This is a genomic window from Rhodococcoides corynebacterioides (genome assembly GCF_019834675.1).
Lineage (GTDB): Bacteria > Actinomycetota > Actinomycetes > Mycobacteriales > Mycobacteriaceae > Rhodococcoides > Rhodococcoides corynebacterioides_A.
This window is the reverse complement of record NZ_JABUBU010000013.1, coordinates 49,471-67,286: the sequence shown is the minus strand read 5'-3', so window position 1 is coordinate 67,286 and position 17,816 is coordinate 49,471. Positions and strand designations below refer to the sequence as shown.

15 protein-coding genes and 1 pseudogene are annotated in these 17,816 nt (G+C 72.0%); 11 read left to right on the top strand and 5 right to left on the bottom strand.

Translation table 11 applies throughout. The annotated features are described in order from the left end of the window. Nucleotides 1-40: 40 nt before the first annotated feature. The 3 genes from HQ603_RS13470 (at nucleotide 41) to HQ603_RS13460 (ending at nucleotide 2,233) form a co-directional block, all read left to right on the top strand. Nucleotides 41-1,126 (top strand): lysylphosphatidylglycerol synthase transmembrane domain-containing protein, encoded by a 1,086-nt coding sequence (locus tag HQ603_RS13470; RefSeq protein ID WP_222685026.1) that lies wholly within the window; start codon nucleotides 41-43, stop codon nucleotides 1,124-1,126. A gap of 63 nt (nucleotides 1,127-1,189) precedes the next feature. After that, a complete protein-coding gene (locus tag HQ603_RS13465) occupies nucleotides 1,190-1,741 on the top strand; it encodes a YceI family protein (protein WP_222685025.1) in 552 nt (183 codons plus the stop codon). 78 nt (nucleotides 1,742-1,819) lie between these two features. Further along, a complete protein-coding gene (locus HQ603_RS13460; protein WP_222685024.1) occupies nucleotides 1,820-2,233 on the top strand; it encodes a DUF3054 domain-containing protein in 414 nt (137 codons plus the stop codon). On the opposite strand, the gene HQ603_RS13455 is transcribed toward HQ603_RS13460, so the two are convergent. From HQ603_RS13455 to HQ603_RS13445, 3 genes are all read right to left on the bottom strand, one after another. Next, nucleotides 2,196-2,930 (bottom strand): sulfite exporter TauE/SafE family protein, encoded by a 735-nt coding sequence (locus HQ603_RS13455; protein WP_222685023.1) that lies wholly within the window; start codon nucleotides 2,928-2,930, stop codon nucleotides 2,196-2,198. The genes HQ603_RS13460 and HQ603_RS13455 overlap by 38 nt on opposite strands. Before the next feature lie 24 nt (nucleotides 2,931-2,954). Continuing rightward, a complete protein-coding gene (locus tag HQ603_RS13450; RefSeq protein ID WP_222685022.1) occupies nucleotides 2,955-4,604 on the bottom strand; it encodes a penicillin-binding protein in 1,650 nt (549 codons plus the stop codon). Between the two features lie 182 nt (nucleotides 4,605-4,786). Continuing rightward, nucleotides 4,787-6,673, bottom strand: coding sequence for a penicillin-binding transpeptidase domain-containing protein (locus HQ603_RS13445; protein ID WP_371831054.1), 1,887 nt, complete (start codon nucleotides 6,671-6,673; stop codon nucleotides 4,787-4,789). A 306-nt stretch (nucleotides 6,674-6,979) separates the two neighbouring features. On the opposite strand from HQ603_RS13445, the gene HQ603_RS13440 reads away from it, so the two are divergent. Genes HQ603_RS13440 through HQ603_RS13430 form a run of 3 tightly spaced genes read left to right on the top strand, consistent with a single transcriptional unit; the run spans nucleotide 6,980 to nucleotide 9,533 of the window. Next, entirely contained in the window at nucleotides 6,980-8,605 is a 1,626-nt protein-coding gene (locus HQ603_RS13440; protein ID WP_222685021.1) for an ABC-F family ATP-binding cassette domain-containing protein, read from the top strand. Further along, a complete protein-coding gene (locus tag HQ603_RS19260) occupies nucleotides 8,605-8,721 on the top strand; it encodes a hypothetical protein (RefSeq protein WP_222685020.1) in 117 nt (38 codons plus the stop codon). The genes HQ603_RS13440 and HQ603_RS19260 overlap by 1 nt, the downstream gene beginning before the upstream one ends. A gap of 5 nt (nucleotides 8,722-8,726) precedes the next feature. Then, nucleotides 8,727-9,533, top strand: a complete 807-nt coding sequence (locus HQ603_RS13430) for an alpha/beta fold hydrolase (protein WP_222685019.1) — start codon at nucleotides 8,727-8,729, stop codon at nucleotides 9,531-9,533. On the opposite strand, the gene HQ603_RS13425 is transcribed toward HQ603_RS13430, so the two are convergent. Then, on the bottom strand, nucleotides 9,519-10,250 hold the full coding sequence (locus HQ603_RS13425) for an MBL fold metallo-hydrolase (RefSeq protein WP_222685018.1): 732 nt from the start codon (nucleotides 10,248-10,250) through the stop codon (nucleotides 9,519-9,521). The two genes, HQ603_RS13430 and HQ603_RS13425, sit on opposite strands and share 15 nt — an antisense overlap. Nucleotides 10,251-10,495: 245 nt before the next feature. On the opposite strand from HQ603_RS13425, the gene HQ603_RS13420 reads away from it, so the two are divergent. The 5 genes and pseudogenes from HQ603_RS13420 to HQ603_RS13400 all read left to right on the top strand — a co-directional run bounded on the left by HQ603_RS13420 (nucleotide 10,496) and on the right by HQ603_RS13400 (nucleotide 16,998). Next, nucleotides 10,496-11,329 (top strand): pentapeptide repeat-containing protein, encoded by an 834-nt coding sequence (locus tag HQ603_RS13420; protein ID WP_222685017.1) that lies wholly within the window; start codon nucleotides 10,496-10,498, stop codon nucleotides 11,327-11,329. Then, nucleotides 11,326-13,512: pseudogene (secA2, locus tag HQ603_RS13415) on the top strand (accessory Sec system translocase SecA2); the annotation flags it as partial. The gene HQ603_RS13420 and the pseudogene secA2, both read left to right, overlap by 4 nt. A 215-nt stretch (nucleotides 13,513-13,727) precedes the next feature. Further along, nucleotides 13,728-15,536 carry an N-acyl-D-amino-acid deacylase family protein gene (locus HQ603_RS13410; protein ID WP_222685015.1) on the top strand — a complete coding sequence of 603 codons (1,809 nt, stop codon included), beginning with the start codon at nucleotides 13,728-13,730 and terminating at the stop codon, nucleotides 15,534-15,536. Further along, on the top strand, nucleotides 15,533-16,138 hold the full coding sequence (locus tag HQ603_RS13405) for a TetR/AcrR family transcriptional regulator (protein WP_308126521.1): 606 nt from the start codon (nucleotides 15,533-15,535) through the stop codon (nucleotides 16,136-16,138). The genes HQ603_RS13410 and HQ603_RS13405 overlap by 4 nt, the downstream gene beginning before the upstream one ends. Then, complete coding sequence (locus tag HQ603_RS13400; protein ID WP_222685014.1) at nucleotides 16,135-16,998, top strand: alpha/beta fold hydrolase; 864 nt, start codon at nucleotides 16,135-16,137, stop codon at nucleotides 16,996-16,998. The genes HQ603_RS13405 and HQ603_RS13400 overlap by 4 nt, the downstream gene beginning before the upstream one ends. Here the strand turns inward: HQ603_RS13400 and HQ603_RS13395 are convergent. Further along, the gene (locus HQ603_RS13395; protein ID WP_308126520.1) at nucleotides 16,989-17,795 is read right to left on the bottom strand and encodes an SDR family oxidoreductase; all 807 of its coding nucleotides are present in this window, start codon (nucleotides 17,793-17,795) and stop codon (nucleotides 16,989-16,991) included. The genes HQ603_RS13400 and HQ603_RS13395 overlap by 10 nt on opposite strands. Nucleotides 17,796-17,816 lie beyond the last annotated feature (21 nt).

Genomic DNA, 17,816 nt, shown 5'->3' with positions numbered 1-17,816 from the left:
ACGCGTGGTCGGCCGGTCTCGGTTCGTTACGCTGTCCGTCGTGGCATCCCCCGAGCACGACGGTCCGTCCGGGGAATCCCGGTCGGGACGCCACTGGCGGTGGGTGCGCTGGGTCCTCGCCGTCGCCCTGCTCGCCCTGCTGATCGGGGAGGGCGTCTACCTCGCTCCCCGCCTCCACGAGTCCTGGCGGGCGCTGACCGAGATGCACTGGGGCATCGCCCTCGCGTGCGTCGTCGCTCAGGCCGTGTCGCTCTCCGCGTTCGCCCGGGTGCAGAAGCAACTGCTCGCCGCCGGCGGTGTGCGGGTGAGCCAGCGACGCTCCCTGTCGGTGATCTACGCCAGCACGGCCATGTCGGTGACGCTGCCCGCGGGCCAGGTCTTCTCGACCGCCTTCACCTACCGCGAGACACGACGCTGGGGGGCGAGCCCGGTGGTCGCGTCGTGGCAGTTGGCCATCTCCGGAGTCATCGCGGCGCTCGGACTCGCCCTGCTCGGGGTGTCGGGCGCCCTGCTGGTGGGCGGCAGCGCCAACACCACCACCCTGATTCTTCCCGTGGCGGGCGTCGTCGCCCTGGTCGTGGCCGTCCGCTACGTGCGTGCCCATCCTCGGTCGATCGTGGCCGTCGGGCGCTGGGGACTCGCGAAATACAACGCGATTCGGGGCAACGCGCCGGATGCGGGCCGGGCCCGGCTGGACGCCGTCGTCGATCAGGTGACGTCGGTGCGGCTCGGTCCGCGCGACGCCGCGGCCGCGGCCGGGTTCTCCGCGGTGCACCGGCTCGCCGACGTGGCCTGCCTGGGCCTGGCGTGCTTCGCCGTCGGGGCCGACCCGACGATCTACGGCTTGCTGTTGGTGTTCTCGGCCGGGAAGACGGTCGGCTCGATTCCCGGCGCGCCGGGCGGCCTGGTGATCGTCGACGCGACGCTGATCGCCACCCTGACCACGGCCGCGTCGATCAGCGCCTCGCAGGCCGTGGCGGCGGCGCTGGTCTACCGCGTCGTGAGTTTCGTGTTGGTGGCCGTGGTCGGCTGGGTGGTGTTCCTGGCGCTGTTCCGATCGCACCGCCTCGAGGACGCGCGGGCCGAGTTCGAGCAGGAAAGCGAGCGCACCACCGCCGGGGAATAGATGCGGACCGCGGTCCGGTTGTGTACGGTGTCGGTTGAAACCTCAACACACCAGGAGTTCGTCATGACCGCAGCAGTCACCGTTCCTCAGCTCACCGCCGGTACGTGGGCCATCGACCCCACGCACTCGACCCTCGGCTTCACCGTTCGTCACCTCATGGTCAGCAAGGTCCGCGGACGCTTCCAGGACTTCTCCGGCTCCATCACCGTCGACGACAGCGGCGTCACCGCCATCTCCGCCGACATCGACGTCGCCTCCATCACCACCGACAACGCGCAGCGCGACGGCCACCTCAAGACCGCCGACTTCTTCGAGGTCGAGAAGTTCCCCACCGCCACCTTCCGCTCCACCTCGGTCACCCCGAAGGGCGACGGTTACGTCCTCACCGGCGACTTCACGCTGCACGGCGTGACCAAGCCCGTCGAGCTCACCGTGGAGTACAACGGCGTCAACGCCGGCATGGGCAACGGTCCGGTCGCGGGCTTCGAGGCCACCACCACCATCAACCGTCGCGACTTCGGCATCAGCATCGACATGCCGCTCGAGGGCGGCGGCGCCGTCGTGGGCGACAAGATCACGCTGAACCTCGACATCGAGGCCGGCCTGCAGGCCTGATCCAGCACGCACCACGTCACCCCCGTCGGTTCCGCCGGCGGGGGTGACGTGCGTTCGGCGATCTCTATCCTGGTGCCCATGACCACCGCCACCCGCCCGTCGACGACGCGCGTGCTCGCCCTGGCCGTCGCGCTCGACGTCGTGCTCGTGCTCGTCTTCGCCGCCGTCGGACGTCGCAGCCACGCCGAGGGCGTCACCGTCGGCGGCACGCTGAGCACGGCGTGGCCGTTCCTGGTCGGGCTGGCCGTCGGGTGGGTGGCCACCGTCGCGCTGTACCGGAACAAGCTCGCCCCGCTGCTCGTCCTCCCCACCGGCGTGCTGGTGTGGGTGGCGACGGTGGTGGGCGGCATGGTCGTTCGGCGTCTGACCGGCGAGGGGACGGCGGTCAGCTTCGTGATCGTGGCGTCGGTGACGCTGGCGGTGTTCCTGCTCGGGTGGCGTGCGCTGGCGCGGGTCAGAACCAGAGGTACAGCGCGAGCCCGATGCCGCTGAGCGCGATCACCACACGCAGCGGGCCGGCGGGCACGCGGCGCACCAGCCGTGGCCCGACGGCGCCGCCGCCCATCGCGCCGACGGCCATCGCGCCGGCGGCGAGCCAGTGCACCTCGCCGGAGAACGCGAACAGCACCGCCGCGACCAGGTTGGCCACGCCCAGCAGGTAGCTCTTGAGCAACGCCGCCCGCCACACGGGCTCTGCGGTGCAGATCAGGGTCAGCGCCATGAACACCACGCCCGCTCCGGCGCCGAAGTAGCCACCGTAGACGGCCACCGCGAACAACGACACCGGGTAGGCGACGGGGAACGTCCGTGTCCCGGCGAGCAGGCGGATTCGTGGCTGGGCCAGGACCGCGGCCGACGCCACGAGGATGAGGAACGGGACGAGCGTCTCGAACGAGTCCCCCGGCACGAGCAGCAGAATCGCGGCGCCCGTGAGACCGCCGAGCGCCGCCCACAGCGTGGACCACAGCAGCGCGCGACCGCCGCGCGCGAGTTCCTTGGTCGACGACGCCGTGGCGCCCACCCCGGCGCCGACGAGGGCGACGGTGTTGGTCACGTTCGCGGCCACCGGACTCAGGCCCACCGCCAGGAGCGCGGGATAGGACACGAGCGACGCCAGCCCCGTCACGTACCCGACCAGGCCGGCGCCGAAGCCCGCCACGACGAGCAGCAGAACGTTACCGACGGTCACTTCTCGAGCGTAGTGGCGACGCCGTCACTCGCTGGGAGCGGCCATCTCCCGCAGCAGGCGATTGGTCATCCGCGCGGCGGCGTCGGTGCCGTCGGCGTCCTCGATGTGCACCGCGAACGCCAGGTCGCCGCGGGTGCCGAGGAACCAGCGGCCGTCGTCGCCGTCACCGGAGAGGCCGATCACGGCGGGGTCGGCGATGCCGGCCTTGCGCGCGTCGTCGGCCAGCGTTCGACGGAGTCCGCTCAGCACGTCTCCCGGGACGGGAGACCCGGCCGAGGACACCGTCGCCGGGCGACCGTCGACCACGAACGGCACCGGGGCGGATCCGCGGGCCACCGTCGCGGCCATCTGCGCGAGCCCGAACGGGGTGACCGCGACGTCACCGGACTGCCCGCGCGAGGAGGACAGCGAGGCGCCGCGGATCTGGTCGACGGCGGTCCGTCCGTCGGGGAGCGTCGCGGTCACCGTCTCGAGCCCGGCGAGGTCGTAGGACACACCGAGGCCGAATTGCCGTGCGGCGTCGGCGAAGTCGATGCCCTGACGGTCCGCCGAGGCCGCGACGACGTCGCGCACCGCGTCGGCCGGATGCAGGGCGGTGAAGGCGGGCGCGCCCTGGTCGTTGGCGTAACTGTTCTGCGCAGCGGCCACGACGGCGCCGCTGGACGGCCGCACGACGACGATCGATGCCGGCGTCCCCACGCTGACCACGGCGTTCAACGCGGCGAGTTGCAGCGCGGGATCCAGTGAGGACGTCAGGTCCGGGGTGCCGGGCCCCTGGAATCCGGCCAGGTGCGTCACCTCGCCGTCGGCGTCGGTGGCCTGCACGGCCCAGCCCGCCGTGGCATCGCGGTCCGCCTGCCAGACGGTGCGCAGAGCGTCGAGCACCGGCGAATTCAGCCGACGATCGGAGGCGATCAGCTTCGGCTCGGCGTAGAGGACCACGCCGGGGATGGCCCGCAGGTCGTCCTCGAGCACGGCGTAGTCGTCCGCGCGCAGATTCACGGCGGTGAGCACGGCGCCGGGGGCCGCCGCCGCGTCGGCGAGCAGCGAGTCCGCGGTGATGAGCGGCGCGACGACGTCGATGACGTCGGCCAGACGGGCCGCGCTGGCCGGCAGATCGGGGGTGGCCGCGGGGTCGAGACGAACCGACGCGACGTTCTGGGCGGTCATCATGACCTCGCCGGACGCGTCGAGAACCCGGGGCGCGGGGGCGTCGGTGCGGGTGTAGCGGACGGTCTCGTCCGGCCCCGACTGCGGCAGGACCACGGTGGGATCCCACGCGATACGCCAGCCCGGGCCCAGCTTCTTGGCCGTTCCCTGGGTGGTGACGTGCCAGGTGCGGTCGTCGCCGGGCCGGGGCTCGCCGAACGTCCAGGACGTGTCGATGGTGAAGAACCCGGAGGCGTCGCCGAGGCCGATGTACTGCGACACGCGCCGGGTGGCGACACCGGGGCCCATCGCGTCGAACATCTCCTCGAGGGTATGGGCCGCGGCGTTGGGGTAGGACGTCAGCGCGGCGGCCGCGGCCACGTCGCGCTGGTCGAGGGCGGCGACGAAGCGGTCCACCATGACGGCGGCCTCGCTGCGCGGCTTGTGCACCACGAACGAGGCAATCGTCGCGAGCGAGACGAACACTGCGAGCAGCGCGACGACGTACCGGGGACGCAGAGCCATGTCCCAATAATCACATCAGTCACACGAGTAACACAGCACGGAGAGCGCTCGGAGCGGTCACGGTTCGGTCACCGCCGGGTCGGCGCCGGTGGGACCGCCGGGTCGGCGCAGATGTGACCGCCGGGTCGGCGCCGGTGACACCGCCGGTGTGACCGCACCCCGCAGCGGATCCGGCGACCGAGTCAGCGCAGGAACCGCCCCGCGGCCGCCAGGGCAGGCGCGGAGGAGTCCCCGCCCGCGACGAACACCGCGAACGCCAGGTCGCCGCGGATGCCGACGAACCACCCGTGTGCCGGCCCGCCGGCCACCTCCGCCGTCCCCGTCTTGCCGAGCAGGCCGTCGAGATCGCGCAGCTCCGACGCCGTCCCGTTCTGGACCGTCTCCCGCATCATCGCCCGGATCTGCTCGGTGACCTGCGCGGGAGCCGGCTCCGGCGTGCTGTCCGCCGTCCCCGGTCGGCCGACGATCATGACCGGCGAGGGCGTGCTGCCGTCGGCGATCGACGCGGCCACGAGGGCCATCCCGAACGGCGACGCCGTCACGGCGCCCTGCCCGATCGCGGATTCGACCCGCTCGGCCGGCGTGGTGGCCGGCGGGACGCTGCCGGTCACGGTGGTCAGTCCCGGCGTCACGTAGTCGACGCCGAGTCCGAACTGCGCGGCCGCATCCCGCAGCGCGGTGTCCGGCAGTCCCACGGCGAGCTGTCCCATCGTGGTGTTGCAGGACCGGGCGAACGCGGTGGTGAGCGGGACGGAGCCCAGGTCGAAGTTGTCGTCGTTCGGGATGGTCCGCCCCTCGATGTTCGCCGATCCGGGGCACGGGACCACGGTGTCCGGCGTGACTTCGCCGGCCTGCAGCGCGGCCGAGGTGGTCACCGTCTTGAACGTCGAGCCCGGCGGGTAGAGCCCGGTGAGGGCGAGCGGGCCCTGCGCGTCCCCGGCGGCGTTCTGCGCCACGGCGACGACGTCCCCGGTCGACGGGCGAAGGGCGACGATGGCCGCGGCGTTCGGCAGCGCGGTGAGCGCGTTCTCGGCCTTCAGCTGCTGCAACGTGTCCAGCGACACGCGGATGTCGTCACCGGTCGTGGCGTCCTCACCGGTCAGCCGCTGGGTCGGGGCGCCGTCCGGTCCGACGAGCTGCACGGCCCAGCCGGCGGTCACGTCCTGCTGCTCCTGCCAGACGGACGCCACGTCGTTCAGCGCCGGAGAGGCGAGTGCGCGGTTGTCCGTCAACAGCCGGGTCTGCTTCGACAGGGTCACGCCGGGAACCGCGGCGAGCAGCGACTCGATGGGCGCGATGTCCTCCTCGCGGAGGGTCACCGCCGTCACCGGGGATCCACCGGCCGTCGCCAGCGATTCCCCCAGCGACTCCGCGGTGACGGTGGGTGCGAAGGGCGACACCAACGCGGCGACGGCCCCGGCGTTCGCCGACGCGTCGAGGTTCACCAGCGTCACCACCTGCTGCGACATGAGCGGCGCGCCCGAGGCGTCGAGCACGCGGGGAACCCGGTCCGCGGCGAGCGTCGTGTAGCGCACCGTGGTGTCGGGGGTCAGTCCGGTCACCACGGTGCCGGGGTTCCAGGTCACCTGCAGGCCGGCGCCGCGGTCGGCGGCCGACCCCTCCGTGGTGTACGTCCACACCCGCTCGGTGGCGGTGGGGGCGGACGTGGTGGTGGTCGTCGCGGATGCGGCCGCACTGCTCGACGCCGTCGAGTTCGGCGGATCGGCCTCCGTCGGCGTGAACGACCACGACGCCGAGAGCGTGAACGTCTGCTGCTCCTCGTCGGCCCGCGAGACCGTGAAGCGTGGGGTGGCGGTGACGTCGCCGACGCCCCCGAGTCCGGCGTAGATGCCGTCCAGCGCCGTGGTGGCGGCGGCCGGGTCCGACGTGATCTCGGCCGCGGCCGCGACGTTCTGCGCGCTCAGCGCCTCGGCGAACCGGTTCGCGAGCGTCCTGACCTGCGACGGCGGCTCACCGGAACACGCCGACGCCACGAGGGCGAGGACCAGGACGGCGGCGCCGAACGACGCCGAACGACGGACCGGGTGACGAGTGATCGCAGCAGGCACGTGCTGATAGTGCCCCACGGGTCCGACGGTCACACGCCGTCGCGCTCTGCGCCGCCCGATCCGCGTCGCCTCCCGCGGTCCGCGCGCGCTGCAACACCGGCGGATCACTGGACCGCGCGCGGATCGGGGCGGGCTCGCGAGGCGCTCGTCCCGTAATGGCCTTGACGGCCCGTCGACGCCGTCCCTACCCTCGACGACGACCGTGTTCCCGGACGAACGGACAGCATCGAGTGATCACCTCGCAGTAGTGCGGATCCCACCGACGAATCGTCGCGGTGGCCACGTCACTCCTCTCGAGGTCTCTCCATGTCCCGATCCCTCTCGTCCGAAGCGTCGTCGGTCGTCGTCACCGACCTCACGTATTCCTTTCCCGACGGGCGCACCGTCGTCGACGGCCTGACCGTCACGTTCCCGGTCGGCACCACCGGCCTGGTGGGAACCAACGGGTCCGGCAAATCGACTCTGCTGCAGATGATTGCGGGCCGCATCACGCCGTCGTCCGGCTCCGTCACCGTCCGCGGCACCCTCGGCTACGTCCCGCAGCGGCCCGACGCGGAGACGGTGCCGACGGTGGCCGACCGGCTCGACATCGCCGACGTCCGCGCCGCGCTGGCCCGCATCGAACGCGGATCGACGCGGCCGTCGGACTTCGACGTCGTCGGTGCCGACTGGGACGTCGAGGAACGCAGCCTGGCCACGTTGAGTTCGGTGGGGCTCGACGTGAATCTCGGGGGCACAGCGTATCTCGACCGTCCAATGCACACGTTGTCCGGCGGCGAGGCGACGCAGCTGGCGGTGGCCGCGCAGATGCTGCGCCGTCCCGACGTGCTGCTGCTCGACGAGCCGACCAACAACCTGGACGGCCGCGCGCGCGAGGCCCTGCGCCGTGCCATCGCCGCCCGCGGAGGCACCGTCATCGTCGTCAGCCACGACGTCGCCCTGCTCGAGACGATGGACCGCATCGCCGAGATGCGGTCGGTCCGTGAGCAACCGGCCTCGATCACGCTGTTCGGCGGGAACTTCTCGCACTACCGCGCCACCGTCGAGGCCGAACAGGACGCCGCCCTGGCCGCGGCGCGAACAGCCGAGCAGGACGTGCGTCGGCAGCACCGCGACCTGCAGGACGCCCGCACCACGATCGATCGGCGACGGAAGATGGGCGACAAGGCCGACCGGGAGAAACGGGTGCCCAGGATCGTGGCCCACAATCGCCGGAGCGCCGCGCAGGAATCCGCAGCGCGCTATCGGCTCGGGCACGAGAAGCGGTTGTCCGAGTCGCGCGAGCGACTCGACGACGCGCGGGACGCGATTCGCGACGACGCGGAGATCGTGGTCGACCTGCCCGGCACCGGGGTGCACTCCGATCGCACGGTCGTCGACACGGGAGACATCGAGATCGACTGCGGCGGGCGGTTTCCCGGGCGCACGGTCCGGCTGACCGTCATCGGACCGGAACGCGTCGCGGTGACCGGGGACAACGGCGCCGGGAAGACGACGCTGCTCCGGGCGCTGCGGCCCGACGTGCCCTCGGCGTACCTGACGCAGAGTCGCGACGATCTGGACGACGCGCTGTCCGTCGTGGAGAACGTCACGGCCGTCGCGCCCACCGCGACCGTCACCGAGATCCGAACGCGGTTGGCCCGGTTCCTCTTTCGCGGTCGCCGGGCGGAGGCCGCCGTCCGAACTCTCTCGGGCGGCGAACGTGTGCGGGCCGCCCTGGCCACCCTGCTGTTGACCGAGCCCCCACCGCAGCTGCTGATCCTCGACGAGCCGACGAACGATCTCGACCTCGCGTCACGGGAGCAGTTGGTCTCGGCGCTGCGCTCGTTCCGCGGGGCGCTGATCGTGGTGAGTCACGACGTCGACTTCCTGGAGCGGTTGGGGGTGACGCGGCGCCTCCACCTGTCGACGGAGGGGCTGGCCCCGACCTGATGCACGGAGGGGCTGGCCCCGACCTGATGCACGGAGGGGCCGGCCCCGACCTAGCACACGGAGGGGCTGGCCCCGACCTAGTACACGGAGGGGTTGGCGCAGGCCTGAGAGACTGACCCCCGTGGACTTCGCGATCAACCCCGACGACGGCACGCGCATCGCCTACACGGTGACCGGCGCACCCGACGGCCCGCCGGTGCTGCTGGTACACGGCAGCCTGCTCTCGCACCAGATCTGGCGCACGTTCGGGTACGTGCGGGCGTTGCGCGAGAGGTATCGGGTGATCCTGGTCGACCAGCGCGGCCACGGGCGCAGCGATGCGCCCCGGAGCGAGGACGCGTACCGGATGGACCGCGTCACCGCCGATCTCGTGGCGGTGCTCGACGCGGTCGACGTTCGAGCGGTCCACTACGTCGGCTATTCGTTCGGGGGCCGCTCGGGCCTGCACCTGGCGGTGGCGCATCCGGACCGGGTCGCGTCGGCGCTGATCGGCGGCGCCGGGGCGGGGAGTCAACGCGGCGCGCTCGACGGTCTGTTCTTCGACGGCAGCGCCGACGTCCTGGCCAAGCGGGGTATGGCGGGATTCGTCGACGAGTGGGCGGCGCGCCGCCGGTTCCCGGTCGATCCGGGAACGCGAGCGGCGTTCCTGCGCAACGACTCCGCGGCTCTCGCGGGCTACTTCCGGGCGTCGGACGCGGACCCCGGTCTGAGCGACGACGCCGTCCGCAGCCTCGGGATTCCGATGCTGTTCTCGGTCGGCTCGCGGGACGTCCAGCGCATCGACGATTCTCGGCGCACGGCCGCGCTGGTTCCCGGGGCCGAGTACGTCGAGCTCGCGGGCTACGACCACGCGACGGCGGTGGCCGCCCCCGAGGCCGTCGAGCTCACGCGTGACTGGCTGGATCGCACCACGTCAGCCGGCACGTAGCGCCAGGGTCACCGCGTCGTCGAGGCCCTGCGTCCAGGCGTCGCCGTGTCCCGGCAGCACCGTGCCGGCCGACACGTCGCGCAGCGCGACCAGCGAGGCCCGAGCTTGCTGCACGTTCGCCGTCGCGGCGCCCGGAACCACGCGTGGTCCCGTCCGCCCGGTGTAGGGATCGGCGGTGACCAGGGCGTCGCCGACGACGATCGCGTCCCGGTCCGGAAAGTGCAGTGCGACATGACCGAACGTGTGACCGGGTGTCCCGATCAGGCGGGGCGAGCCCGGCACGGCGGCGTCGACGTCGACGGGGACGACGTCGGGCACACCCCGCACCTGCAACGCACCGGCGAGGACCATCGACCCCAGAATGGGCAGCGACCGGGGGTGGCGCAGCGGATACAGGACCCGCGACCGCTCCCGCTGGTAGGTGTACGGATGGTGCGCCAGGGTCTCGTCGGCGTGATGGACCCACACCGGCACGCCCCACGTGCGGCGGATCCGGGCGGCGAGCCCGACGTGGTCGAAATGCGCGTGGGTCAGCATCACCCCGACGACGTCGGCGGGCCCCCGTCCGAGCCGGGACAGCGCCGAGAGCAGGTCTCCCCACATCCGCGGCAGACCGGCGTCGACGACGAGAATGCCCTCGTCGACCTCGACCAGGTACATGTTGGTCACCGCTCGGCAGAGTCGATGGATGCCGGGTGCCTCGTCGGGGACGAACACGGTGTTTCTCCTTCGTCGGGATCGTCCGGGCGTTCCCGTGGGTCGACGCGACAAACGGACCTGCCCGACGACTCGGCGGCTGATACCGTTGTCGCATCGACACCGCATCTGCACGATCCTGAACTCTCACGACAGCCGCGCCCGCGCGTGGTGATGCCCGTGTGCCCCCGCCGGGGGAACCCCGAACGTCGGGTTCCCCTGTTCGCGACCTCACACCCGCACCTCACCTCGCCCGGAGCCCACCCATGCCGTCTCTCGGTCCCCGTCCGTCGACCTTCCGATCCGACTGCCGCTCGTGTGTCGCGCTGTGCTGCACCGCGTTCGGCTTCACCCGCTCGCGCGACTTCGCCGTCGACAAGCCCGCCGGCACGCCCTGCCGGCACCTCGACTCGTCGTACGCCTGCACCATCCACGATTCCCTGCGCGGCCGCGGCTTCCGCGGCTGCACCGTCTTCGACTGTCTCGGCGCAGGCCAGGCGGTGTCGCGTCGGTTCGCGGCCGAACTGGCCGCCGGTCCCGACGCGCGCCGCGCCGTCTTCGCGGTGTTCGGCGTCGTCCGACACTGTCACGAGATGCTGTGGCATCTCCACGAGGCCGCGCAGCGCACTCGCGACGGTGACACGGCCGAGGAGGTCCACCGGCTGACCGCCGTCGTCACCCGCCTCGTCGGTGACGACCTCGACGTGATTCTGGCGGCGAACGTCGACCTCATCCACGCCGCGGTCGGCGGGGTTCTCGCCGAGGTGAGTGCCGAGGTCCGCGCGTCGTACCTCGCGGACCCGGACCGGTCGACCGGGGTGTCCCCCGGACGGGATCTCGCCGGAGCTCGGCTGCGCGGGCGTCGCCTGTGCGGAGCGGACCTGCGGGGCGCATGCCTCATCGGCGCGGACCTCCGGGACGCCGACCTCACCGCGGCCGATCTCCTCGGGGCCGACCTGCGGGACGCCCGGTTGGACGGCGCCGACCTCACCGCGGCACTGTTCCTCACGCCGTCGCAGGTGAACGCGGCGCACGGAGACGCGGCGACGGCGCTGCCGTCATCACTGTCGACGCCGCTGCACTGGCCGGGCCAGGCATGACCGTCGGTAGCCTGGCGGTCATGGCGTCACGGTTCTGGTCCCTGCTCGGTCGGTCGGTCGCGAAGGGACACGCGCGGTCGCGTCGAGCGGTGGAGGACTCCGGGTCGGTCGACGTCGACACGGTGACCGCCGAGGCGCTCCGTGAAAAGTTCGACCTCCCGCGGTTCCTCGCTCTCGCCCGGGAGTCCGCCGACTCCGCGATCGGACTGCGCCCGTTCGACACCCAGCTCTACGCGGCCGTGCGGCTGCTCGAGGGCGACGTGGTGGAGATGGGCACCGGCGAGGGCAAGACGCTCGCCGGGGCGATTGCCGCGGCCGGGTACGTCCTGCAAGGTCGCAGCGTGCACGTGGTGACCGTCAACGACTTCCTCGCCCGGCGCGACGCCGAGTGGATGGGGCCGTTCCACCGGGCCCTGGGCATCGACGTCGGCTTCGTCGCGGCGGACTCCACCGCCGACGAACGACGCCGCGCCTACGCCTGTGCGGTGACCTACGCGTCGGTCAACGAGATCGGATTCGACGTTCTCCGTGACCATCTGGTGGACGACCCCGCCGATCTCGTCGCCCCCACCGCGGACGTCGCGATCGTCGACGAGGCCGATTCGGTCCTCGTCGACGAGGCGCTGGTACCACTGGTCCTGGCCGGCGGCACCGAGCAGGACGGCGGCGCGGACGACGTTCTGGACGCCGTGCGCACGCTCGATCCCGACACCGACCACGCCACGGACGCCGAGCGTCGCAACGTCTTTCTCACCGACGCGGGGGCGGAGAAGGTCGAGGCGGCGCTGGGCGGCATCGATCTCTACAGCGAGGAGCACGTCGGAACCACCTTGGTGCGAGTCAATCTCGCGCTGCACGCGCAGGTGCTCCTGCGCCGCGACGTCGACTACATCGTGCGCGACGGGCGGGTGCAGTTGATCGACGCGTCCCGCGGGCGGGTGGCGGATCTGCAGCGCTGGCCCGACGGGCTGCAGGCGGCGGTCGAGGCCAAGGAGGGTCTGCGGCGCACCGACACCGGCCGCATCCTGGACAGCATCACCGTGCAGGCCGTGATCGGGCGCTACCGGCGGGTGTGCGGCATGACCGGTACGGCTCTCGCTGCGGGAGAACAGCTTCGGTCGTTCTACGGACTGGGCGTGTCGGTGGTGGAGCCGAACGAGCCGCTGATCCGCCTCGATCGACCGGACCGGGTCTACGCGACGGCCCCCGAGAAGACCGCGGCGGTGGTCACGACGGTCGCGGAGGCCCACGCCGAGGGTCGGCCCGTCCTGGTGGGCACGCACGACGTGGCCGAGTCCGAGGCGTTGTCGGAACGGCTGGCGGCACACGGGATTCCGGTCACCACCCTCAACGCCAAGAACGACGCCGAGGAGGCGGACATCGTCGCCCGCGCCGGGGAACGCGGGGCGGTGACCGTCTCGACGCAGATCGCGGGACGGGGCACCGACATTCGCCTCGGTGCGGGCGTGCGCGAGCTCGGCGGCCTGTTGGTGGTGGGCACCGGGCGCTTCGTCACCGAGCGCCTCGACAACCAGCTGCGCGGGCGCGCGGGCCGGCAGGGCGACCCGGGTGAGTCGGTGTTCTTCGCGTCCTGGGACGACCCCCTGGTCACCTCCTTCCTCGACGCGAAGGACCGGCCGGGCACCCCCGACGCGTCGGGCTTCGTCGCCGCACCGGCCGCGGCGTCCCGCATCGACCACGCCCAGCGCATCGCCGAGGGCGCCATGCTCGCCACCCACTCCTCGACGTGGCGCTACAACCGTCTGACGGCGCAGCATCGCGACATCCTCGACACCCGTCGTCACGCCCTCCTCACCACCGACGAGGCGTGGGATCTCCTCGCCGGCCGCCACCCGGAGCGGGCCGAGCAGCTCGCCGAGGACGTGCCGCACGACGTGCTGGTCGTCGCCGCGCGGCGCATCGTGCTGCACCACCTCGACCGCGCCTGGAGCGACTACCTGGCGCACCTCGCCGACGTCCGGGAGAGCATCCACCTGCGCGCCCTCGGCCGGGAGAACCCGCTCGACGAGTTCCACCGCATCGCGATCGACGCCTTCGCCGAGGTGCAGTCGCGGGCTCTGGACGAGTCGGACCGCACCTTCCGCACCGCCGACATCGGTCCGGACGGGGTGGACCTGGAGTCGCTGGGGCTCGTGCGGCCGTCGTCCACCTGGACCTACGTGCGGGAATCGGAGCGTCCGTCCTTGTTCTGACCGCCCGTCCCGGGTGGTCCGTGCTGCACCGGAGCACACAGGTGCGCCCGATCGACGGGATCCCGGCCGTCGCGGCGACGTCTGTGCGGCGAGGCATGGCGCGCCCGCCGACCGTTCTCGGCGAACCATTGCGAGCGAGCACTCGCTTTCTGTAGCGTGACGCCATCCCACGTGATGGAGGTCACATGAGCGGCTACGACGTCATCCTGTCCGGCGGCACGGTCTTCGACGGGAGCGGCGGGCCCGGCGTCCGCGCCGACGTCGGCATCACCGACGGGGAGGTCCGCGCCGTGTCGTCGACCCCGCTCGAGCCCGGCCCCGACACCGAGGTGATCGACGCCGCCGGACAGTGGGTGATGCCGGGCTTCGTGGACGTGCACACGCACTACGACGCCGAGGTGCTCGTCGGCCCCGGCCTCACCGAATCCGTTCGCCACGGCGTGACGACGGTCCTGCTGGGCAACTGCTCGCTGTCCACCCTGTACTCGACACCCGTCGACATCGCCGACCTGTTCAGCCGCGTCGAGGCGCTCCCCCGGGACCACGTGCTGAAGGCCGTCGACACGCACAAGACGTGGTCGAGCCCCGAGGAGTACATCGCCGCGCTCGAGCGTCTCCCGTTGGGCCCCAACATCGCCGCGCTCGTGGGCCACTCGGACCTCCGGGCGAAGGTCATGGGCCTCGACCGGTCCACCGACCCGAGCCAACGGCCCACCCGCCGGGAGAGCGCGCAGATGGCCGAGGCGCTCGACCGTGCGCTCGACGCCGGCCTGCTCGGCCTGTCGACCATGACCAACCCGTGGGACAAGCTCGACGGCGACCGATACCGCTCGCGCTCCCTGCCCTCGTCGTACGCGTCGTGGTCGGAATTCCGCCGGCTGCACCGCATTCTGCGTCGCCGCGGTCGGCTCCTGCAGTCGATCCCGAACCTCAACACCAAGTACGACATGATCTTCTTCCTGGGTGCGGCCACGGGCCTCGGGCGGAAAGCGCTCAAGGTGTCCCTGCTGGCGGCCGCCGATGCCAAGGCCTCGCCCTGGATCCACCACATCTTCGGTCCGCTCGCAGCGCTGGTGAACGGGCCCGGACGCGGGGACTTCCGCTGGCAGCACCTGCCCACCACGTTCGACGTCTACTCCGACGGGATCGACCTGGTGGTCTTCGAGGAGTTCGGTTCCGGCCGCGCCGCGCTGCACCTGCGAGAAGAGCTGGGCCGCAACGAGTTGCTGCAGGACGAGGCGTACCGACGGTGGTTCCGCGCGGACTTCGAGAAGAAGTTCTCCTCCCGCGTGTGGCACCGCGACTTCGCCGACGCGCAGATCACCGAGTGCCCCGACGCGTCCGTGGTGGGCAAGAACATCGCCGAGGTGGCCGCGGAACGCGGGATCCACGTGGTCGACGCGTTCCTCGACCTGGTAGTCGAGCACGGACGAAAGCTGCGCTGGCACACCACGATCGCCAACCATCGCCGCAAGCAGATGGACAAGCTGATCACCCGACCGGGCGTCACGGTCGGCTTCTCCGACGCCGGCGCGCACCTGCGGAACATGGCGTTCTACAACTTCGGCATTCGCCTGCTGCGTCGGGTGCACGACGCGCGGGAGGGCTTCCTCACCGTCGCGCAGGCCGCGCACAAGCTCAGCGGCGAGTTGGCGGACTTCTACGGCGTCGACGCCGGCCACCTGCGCATCGGGGACCGGGCGGACATCGTCGTGGTCAACCCGGCCGGCCTCACCGACGACGTCGACGCGTACCGGGAGGAGACCATGCCGGAGTTCGGCGGTCTGAGCCGCATGGTGAACCGCAACGACGACGCGGTCACCGCGACGCTCGTGGGCGGGCGGGTGGTCTACCGCGGCGGTCGGTTCGCGTCGTGGTTCGGCGTCTCCGAGCGCGCGGGACAGTTCCTGCGCGCCGGAGTCCGGACGCCCGCCGCAGGTATCACCCGGCGACCGGCCCCTGCGGGCGACGCCCGCCGATCGGCGGCGGTGTGAGGCGGACCCAGGAGGAACGTCGCACCGCCACCGTCGGCAAGCTGCTCGACGCCACCATCGCCTCGCTGTGCGAGAAGGGCTACGCCGCGACGACGGTCAACGAGGTGGTCACCCGCGCCGGCCTGTCCTCGGGTGCGCTGTTCCGGCACTTTCCCACTCGGCTCGATCTCGTGGTGGCCGCGGCGGACGAGGTGCGCCGCCGCCAGTTCGAGGAGTTCCGCACCGGTCTGTCGTCTTTCGGCGCAGCGTCGGTCGAGCACTGCCTGACCCTGCTGCGCGCGGCGTGCCGGGCGCCGATCAACGGCGCCTGGTACGAGCTGCTGGTGGCGGCCCGCAGCGATCCCGACCTGCGCGAGCGGCTGGTGCCGTTCACCGAGCGCTACCACCGCGAGATCGTCGCCCTCGGGCGCACGCTCCCCATCGCCGGCACGTTGCCGCCGGCCGAGGTGGATACCGTGCTGTTCTCGGTGGTACTCCTCCTCGACGGAGAGGCCCTCTCCGCCGTCGTGCACCCGCAACCGGAGCAGGAGGACCTGCGGCTCGCCCTCGTGGCGCGGTTGCTGCGCGGCGAGTCCCTCTATCGGCGGAGCGAGGCGAGTTGACCACCCACCAGGAACCACCCCGGCCGCACACGCAGTGGACGGTCCGGTCCACCGGCGCCACCGTCGCGGTCGTCGAGTACGGCCGCCGCGACGCGGACACCTCCGTCGTCCTGGTTCACGGCTATCCGGACGATCACCGCATGTACGAGCCGCTGATCGCCGCGATCGGCGACCGCGCCCGGGTGATCGCGTACGACACCCGCGGCGGCGGCGACACCGTCGTCGACACTCCGGACCGCACGTCGTCCTACGCCATCGAACGGCTGGCCGAGGACTTCTGGGCGGTGGTCGACTCCATCCCGGATCGCGACGGCCCGGTCCACGTGTTCGCGCACGACTGGGGGTCGGTTCAGATGTGGGAGCCGTTGCGCGACAGTCGGGCTCGCGGTGACGTCGCCTCCTACACCTCGGTGTCCGGACCCAGCCTCGACCATCTACGGGAGGTGTCGCGTCGGCGGGGTCTGCGCCCCTGGCAGTGGCCGTCGCTGCTCGGTCAGCTGGGTCGATCCTGGTACGTCTGGGGCTTCCACGTTCCCGTGCTGGGCAAGTACGTGCCGACGGCGTTCGTGAATGCCGGGCCGAACGACCCGGCCCCCGCGGCCACACCGGAGAACATGGCGCGCGGTGTGGAGCTGTACCGCGCCAACATCGTTCGCCGCATGATCTCCGGTCCGGCGCCGCGATGCGCCGTGCCGACGACGATCGTCGTTCCCCGGCGGGACCGCTTCCTGTCCCCGCACCTCGTCCAGGACGTGGAACGGTGGGCGCCCGACCTCCGCATCGTCGAGGTCGACGCCAAGCACTGGTGGCCGTGGACCCACCCCCGCGACGCGGCGGAACTGCTGCTCGGTCAGGCGTAGGGCCCGCGCCGGAACCCACCCTCGGAGTCGACGACCTGCCCGGTGATCCACGCGGCGTCGTCGGTGCAGAGCCAGGCGATCAGCCGCGCGGCGTCGTCAGGGGTGCCGATGCGGCCGGTCGGGAAACGAGCCGCCACGGCGGCGTGGTCGGCGGGCGACAGGTAGCCGGTGTCGGTCGGGCCGGGGTTGACGGTGTTGACCCGGATGCCGGCGTCGGCCAGTTGGTCGGCGATGGTCGTCGTCACCCCGGCGAGCGCCGCCTTGGCCGCGGCGTACGCGATCTCGCCGGGCATCGGCCCGAGGTGCTGGCCGGAGGTGAGGAAGACGATCGAGCCGGGTCGATCCGGGACGTGGCGCGCCGCGAACCCCTGGGCCAGCAGGATCGACGTGCGCGCGTTCACCGCGAAGTGTCGGTCCAGCGCGGCGGCGGTCAGTGCGCCGAGCGGTCCGTCCGAACCGGACAGGGCCTGATTGCAGACGAGGATGTCGACTGCGCCGAATTCCGCTGCGCCGCGGTCGATCAGCGCCTCGGGCGCATCGGGGTCGGTGAGGTCACCGGACACGTCCAGGAGCCGGGCGCCCGCCGTGAGCCGGGAGCGCACGCTGTCCACGACCGCCGCGACGTCGTCACCGCCCCACGGTTGCTCGTCGTCGTGGGGTGAGTGGTGGTGGCACACGACGTTCGCCCCGAACTCCGCGAGCCGGCGGGCGACGGCATGGCCGATCCCTACCCGCCTGCTCACCCCGGTGACCACGGCGGTGCGACCGAGCAACAGGTACGGGTCTCGCACGCTCACGCCGGCCAGTACACCAGACCG

Bases quoted from the DNA above. Each gene is read 5' to 3' on its own strand.
- HQ603_RS13465 (WP_222685025.1), top strand. From the start codon at position 1,190: ATGACCGCAGCAGTCACCGTTCCTCAGCTCACCGCCGGTACGTGGGCC.
- HQ603_RS13460 (WP_222685024.1), top strand. From the start codon at position 1,820: ATGACCACCGCCACCCGCCCGTCGACGACGCGCGTGCTCGCCCTGGCC.
- HQ603_RS13450 (WP_222685022.1), bottom strand. From the start codon at position 4,604: ATGGCTCTGCGTCCCCGGTACGTCGTCGCGCTGCTCGCAGTGTTCGTC.
- HQ603_RS13440 (WP_222685021.1), top strand. From the start codon at position 6,980: ATGTCCCGATCCCTCTCGTCCGAAGCGTCGTCGGTCGTCGTCACCGAC.
- HQ603_RS19260 (WP_222685020.1), top strand. From the start codon at position 8,605: ATGCACGGAGGGGCTGGCCCCGACCTGATGCACGGAGGGGCCGGCCCC.
- HQ603_RS13420 (WP_222685017.1), top strand. From the start codon at position 10,496: ATGCCGTCTCTCGGTCCCCGTCCGTCGACCTTCCGATCCGACTGCCGC.
- HQ603_RS13410 (WP_222685015.1), top strand. From the start codon at position 13,728: ATGAGCGGCTACGACGTCATCCTGTCCGGCGGCACGGTCTTCGACGGG.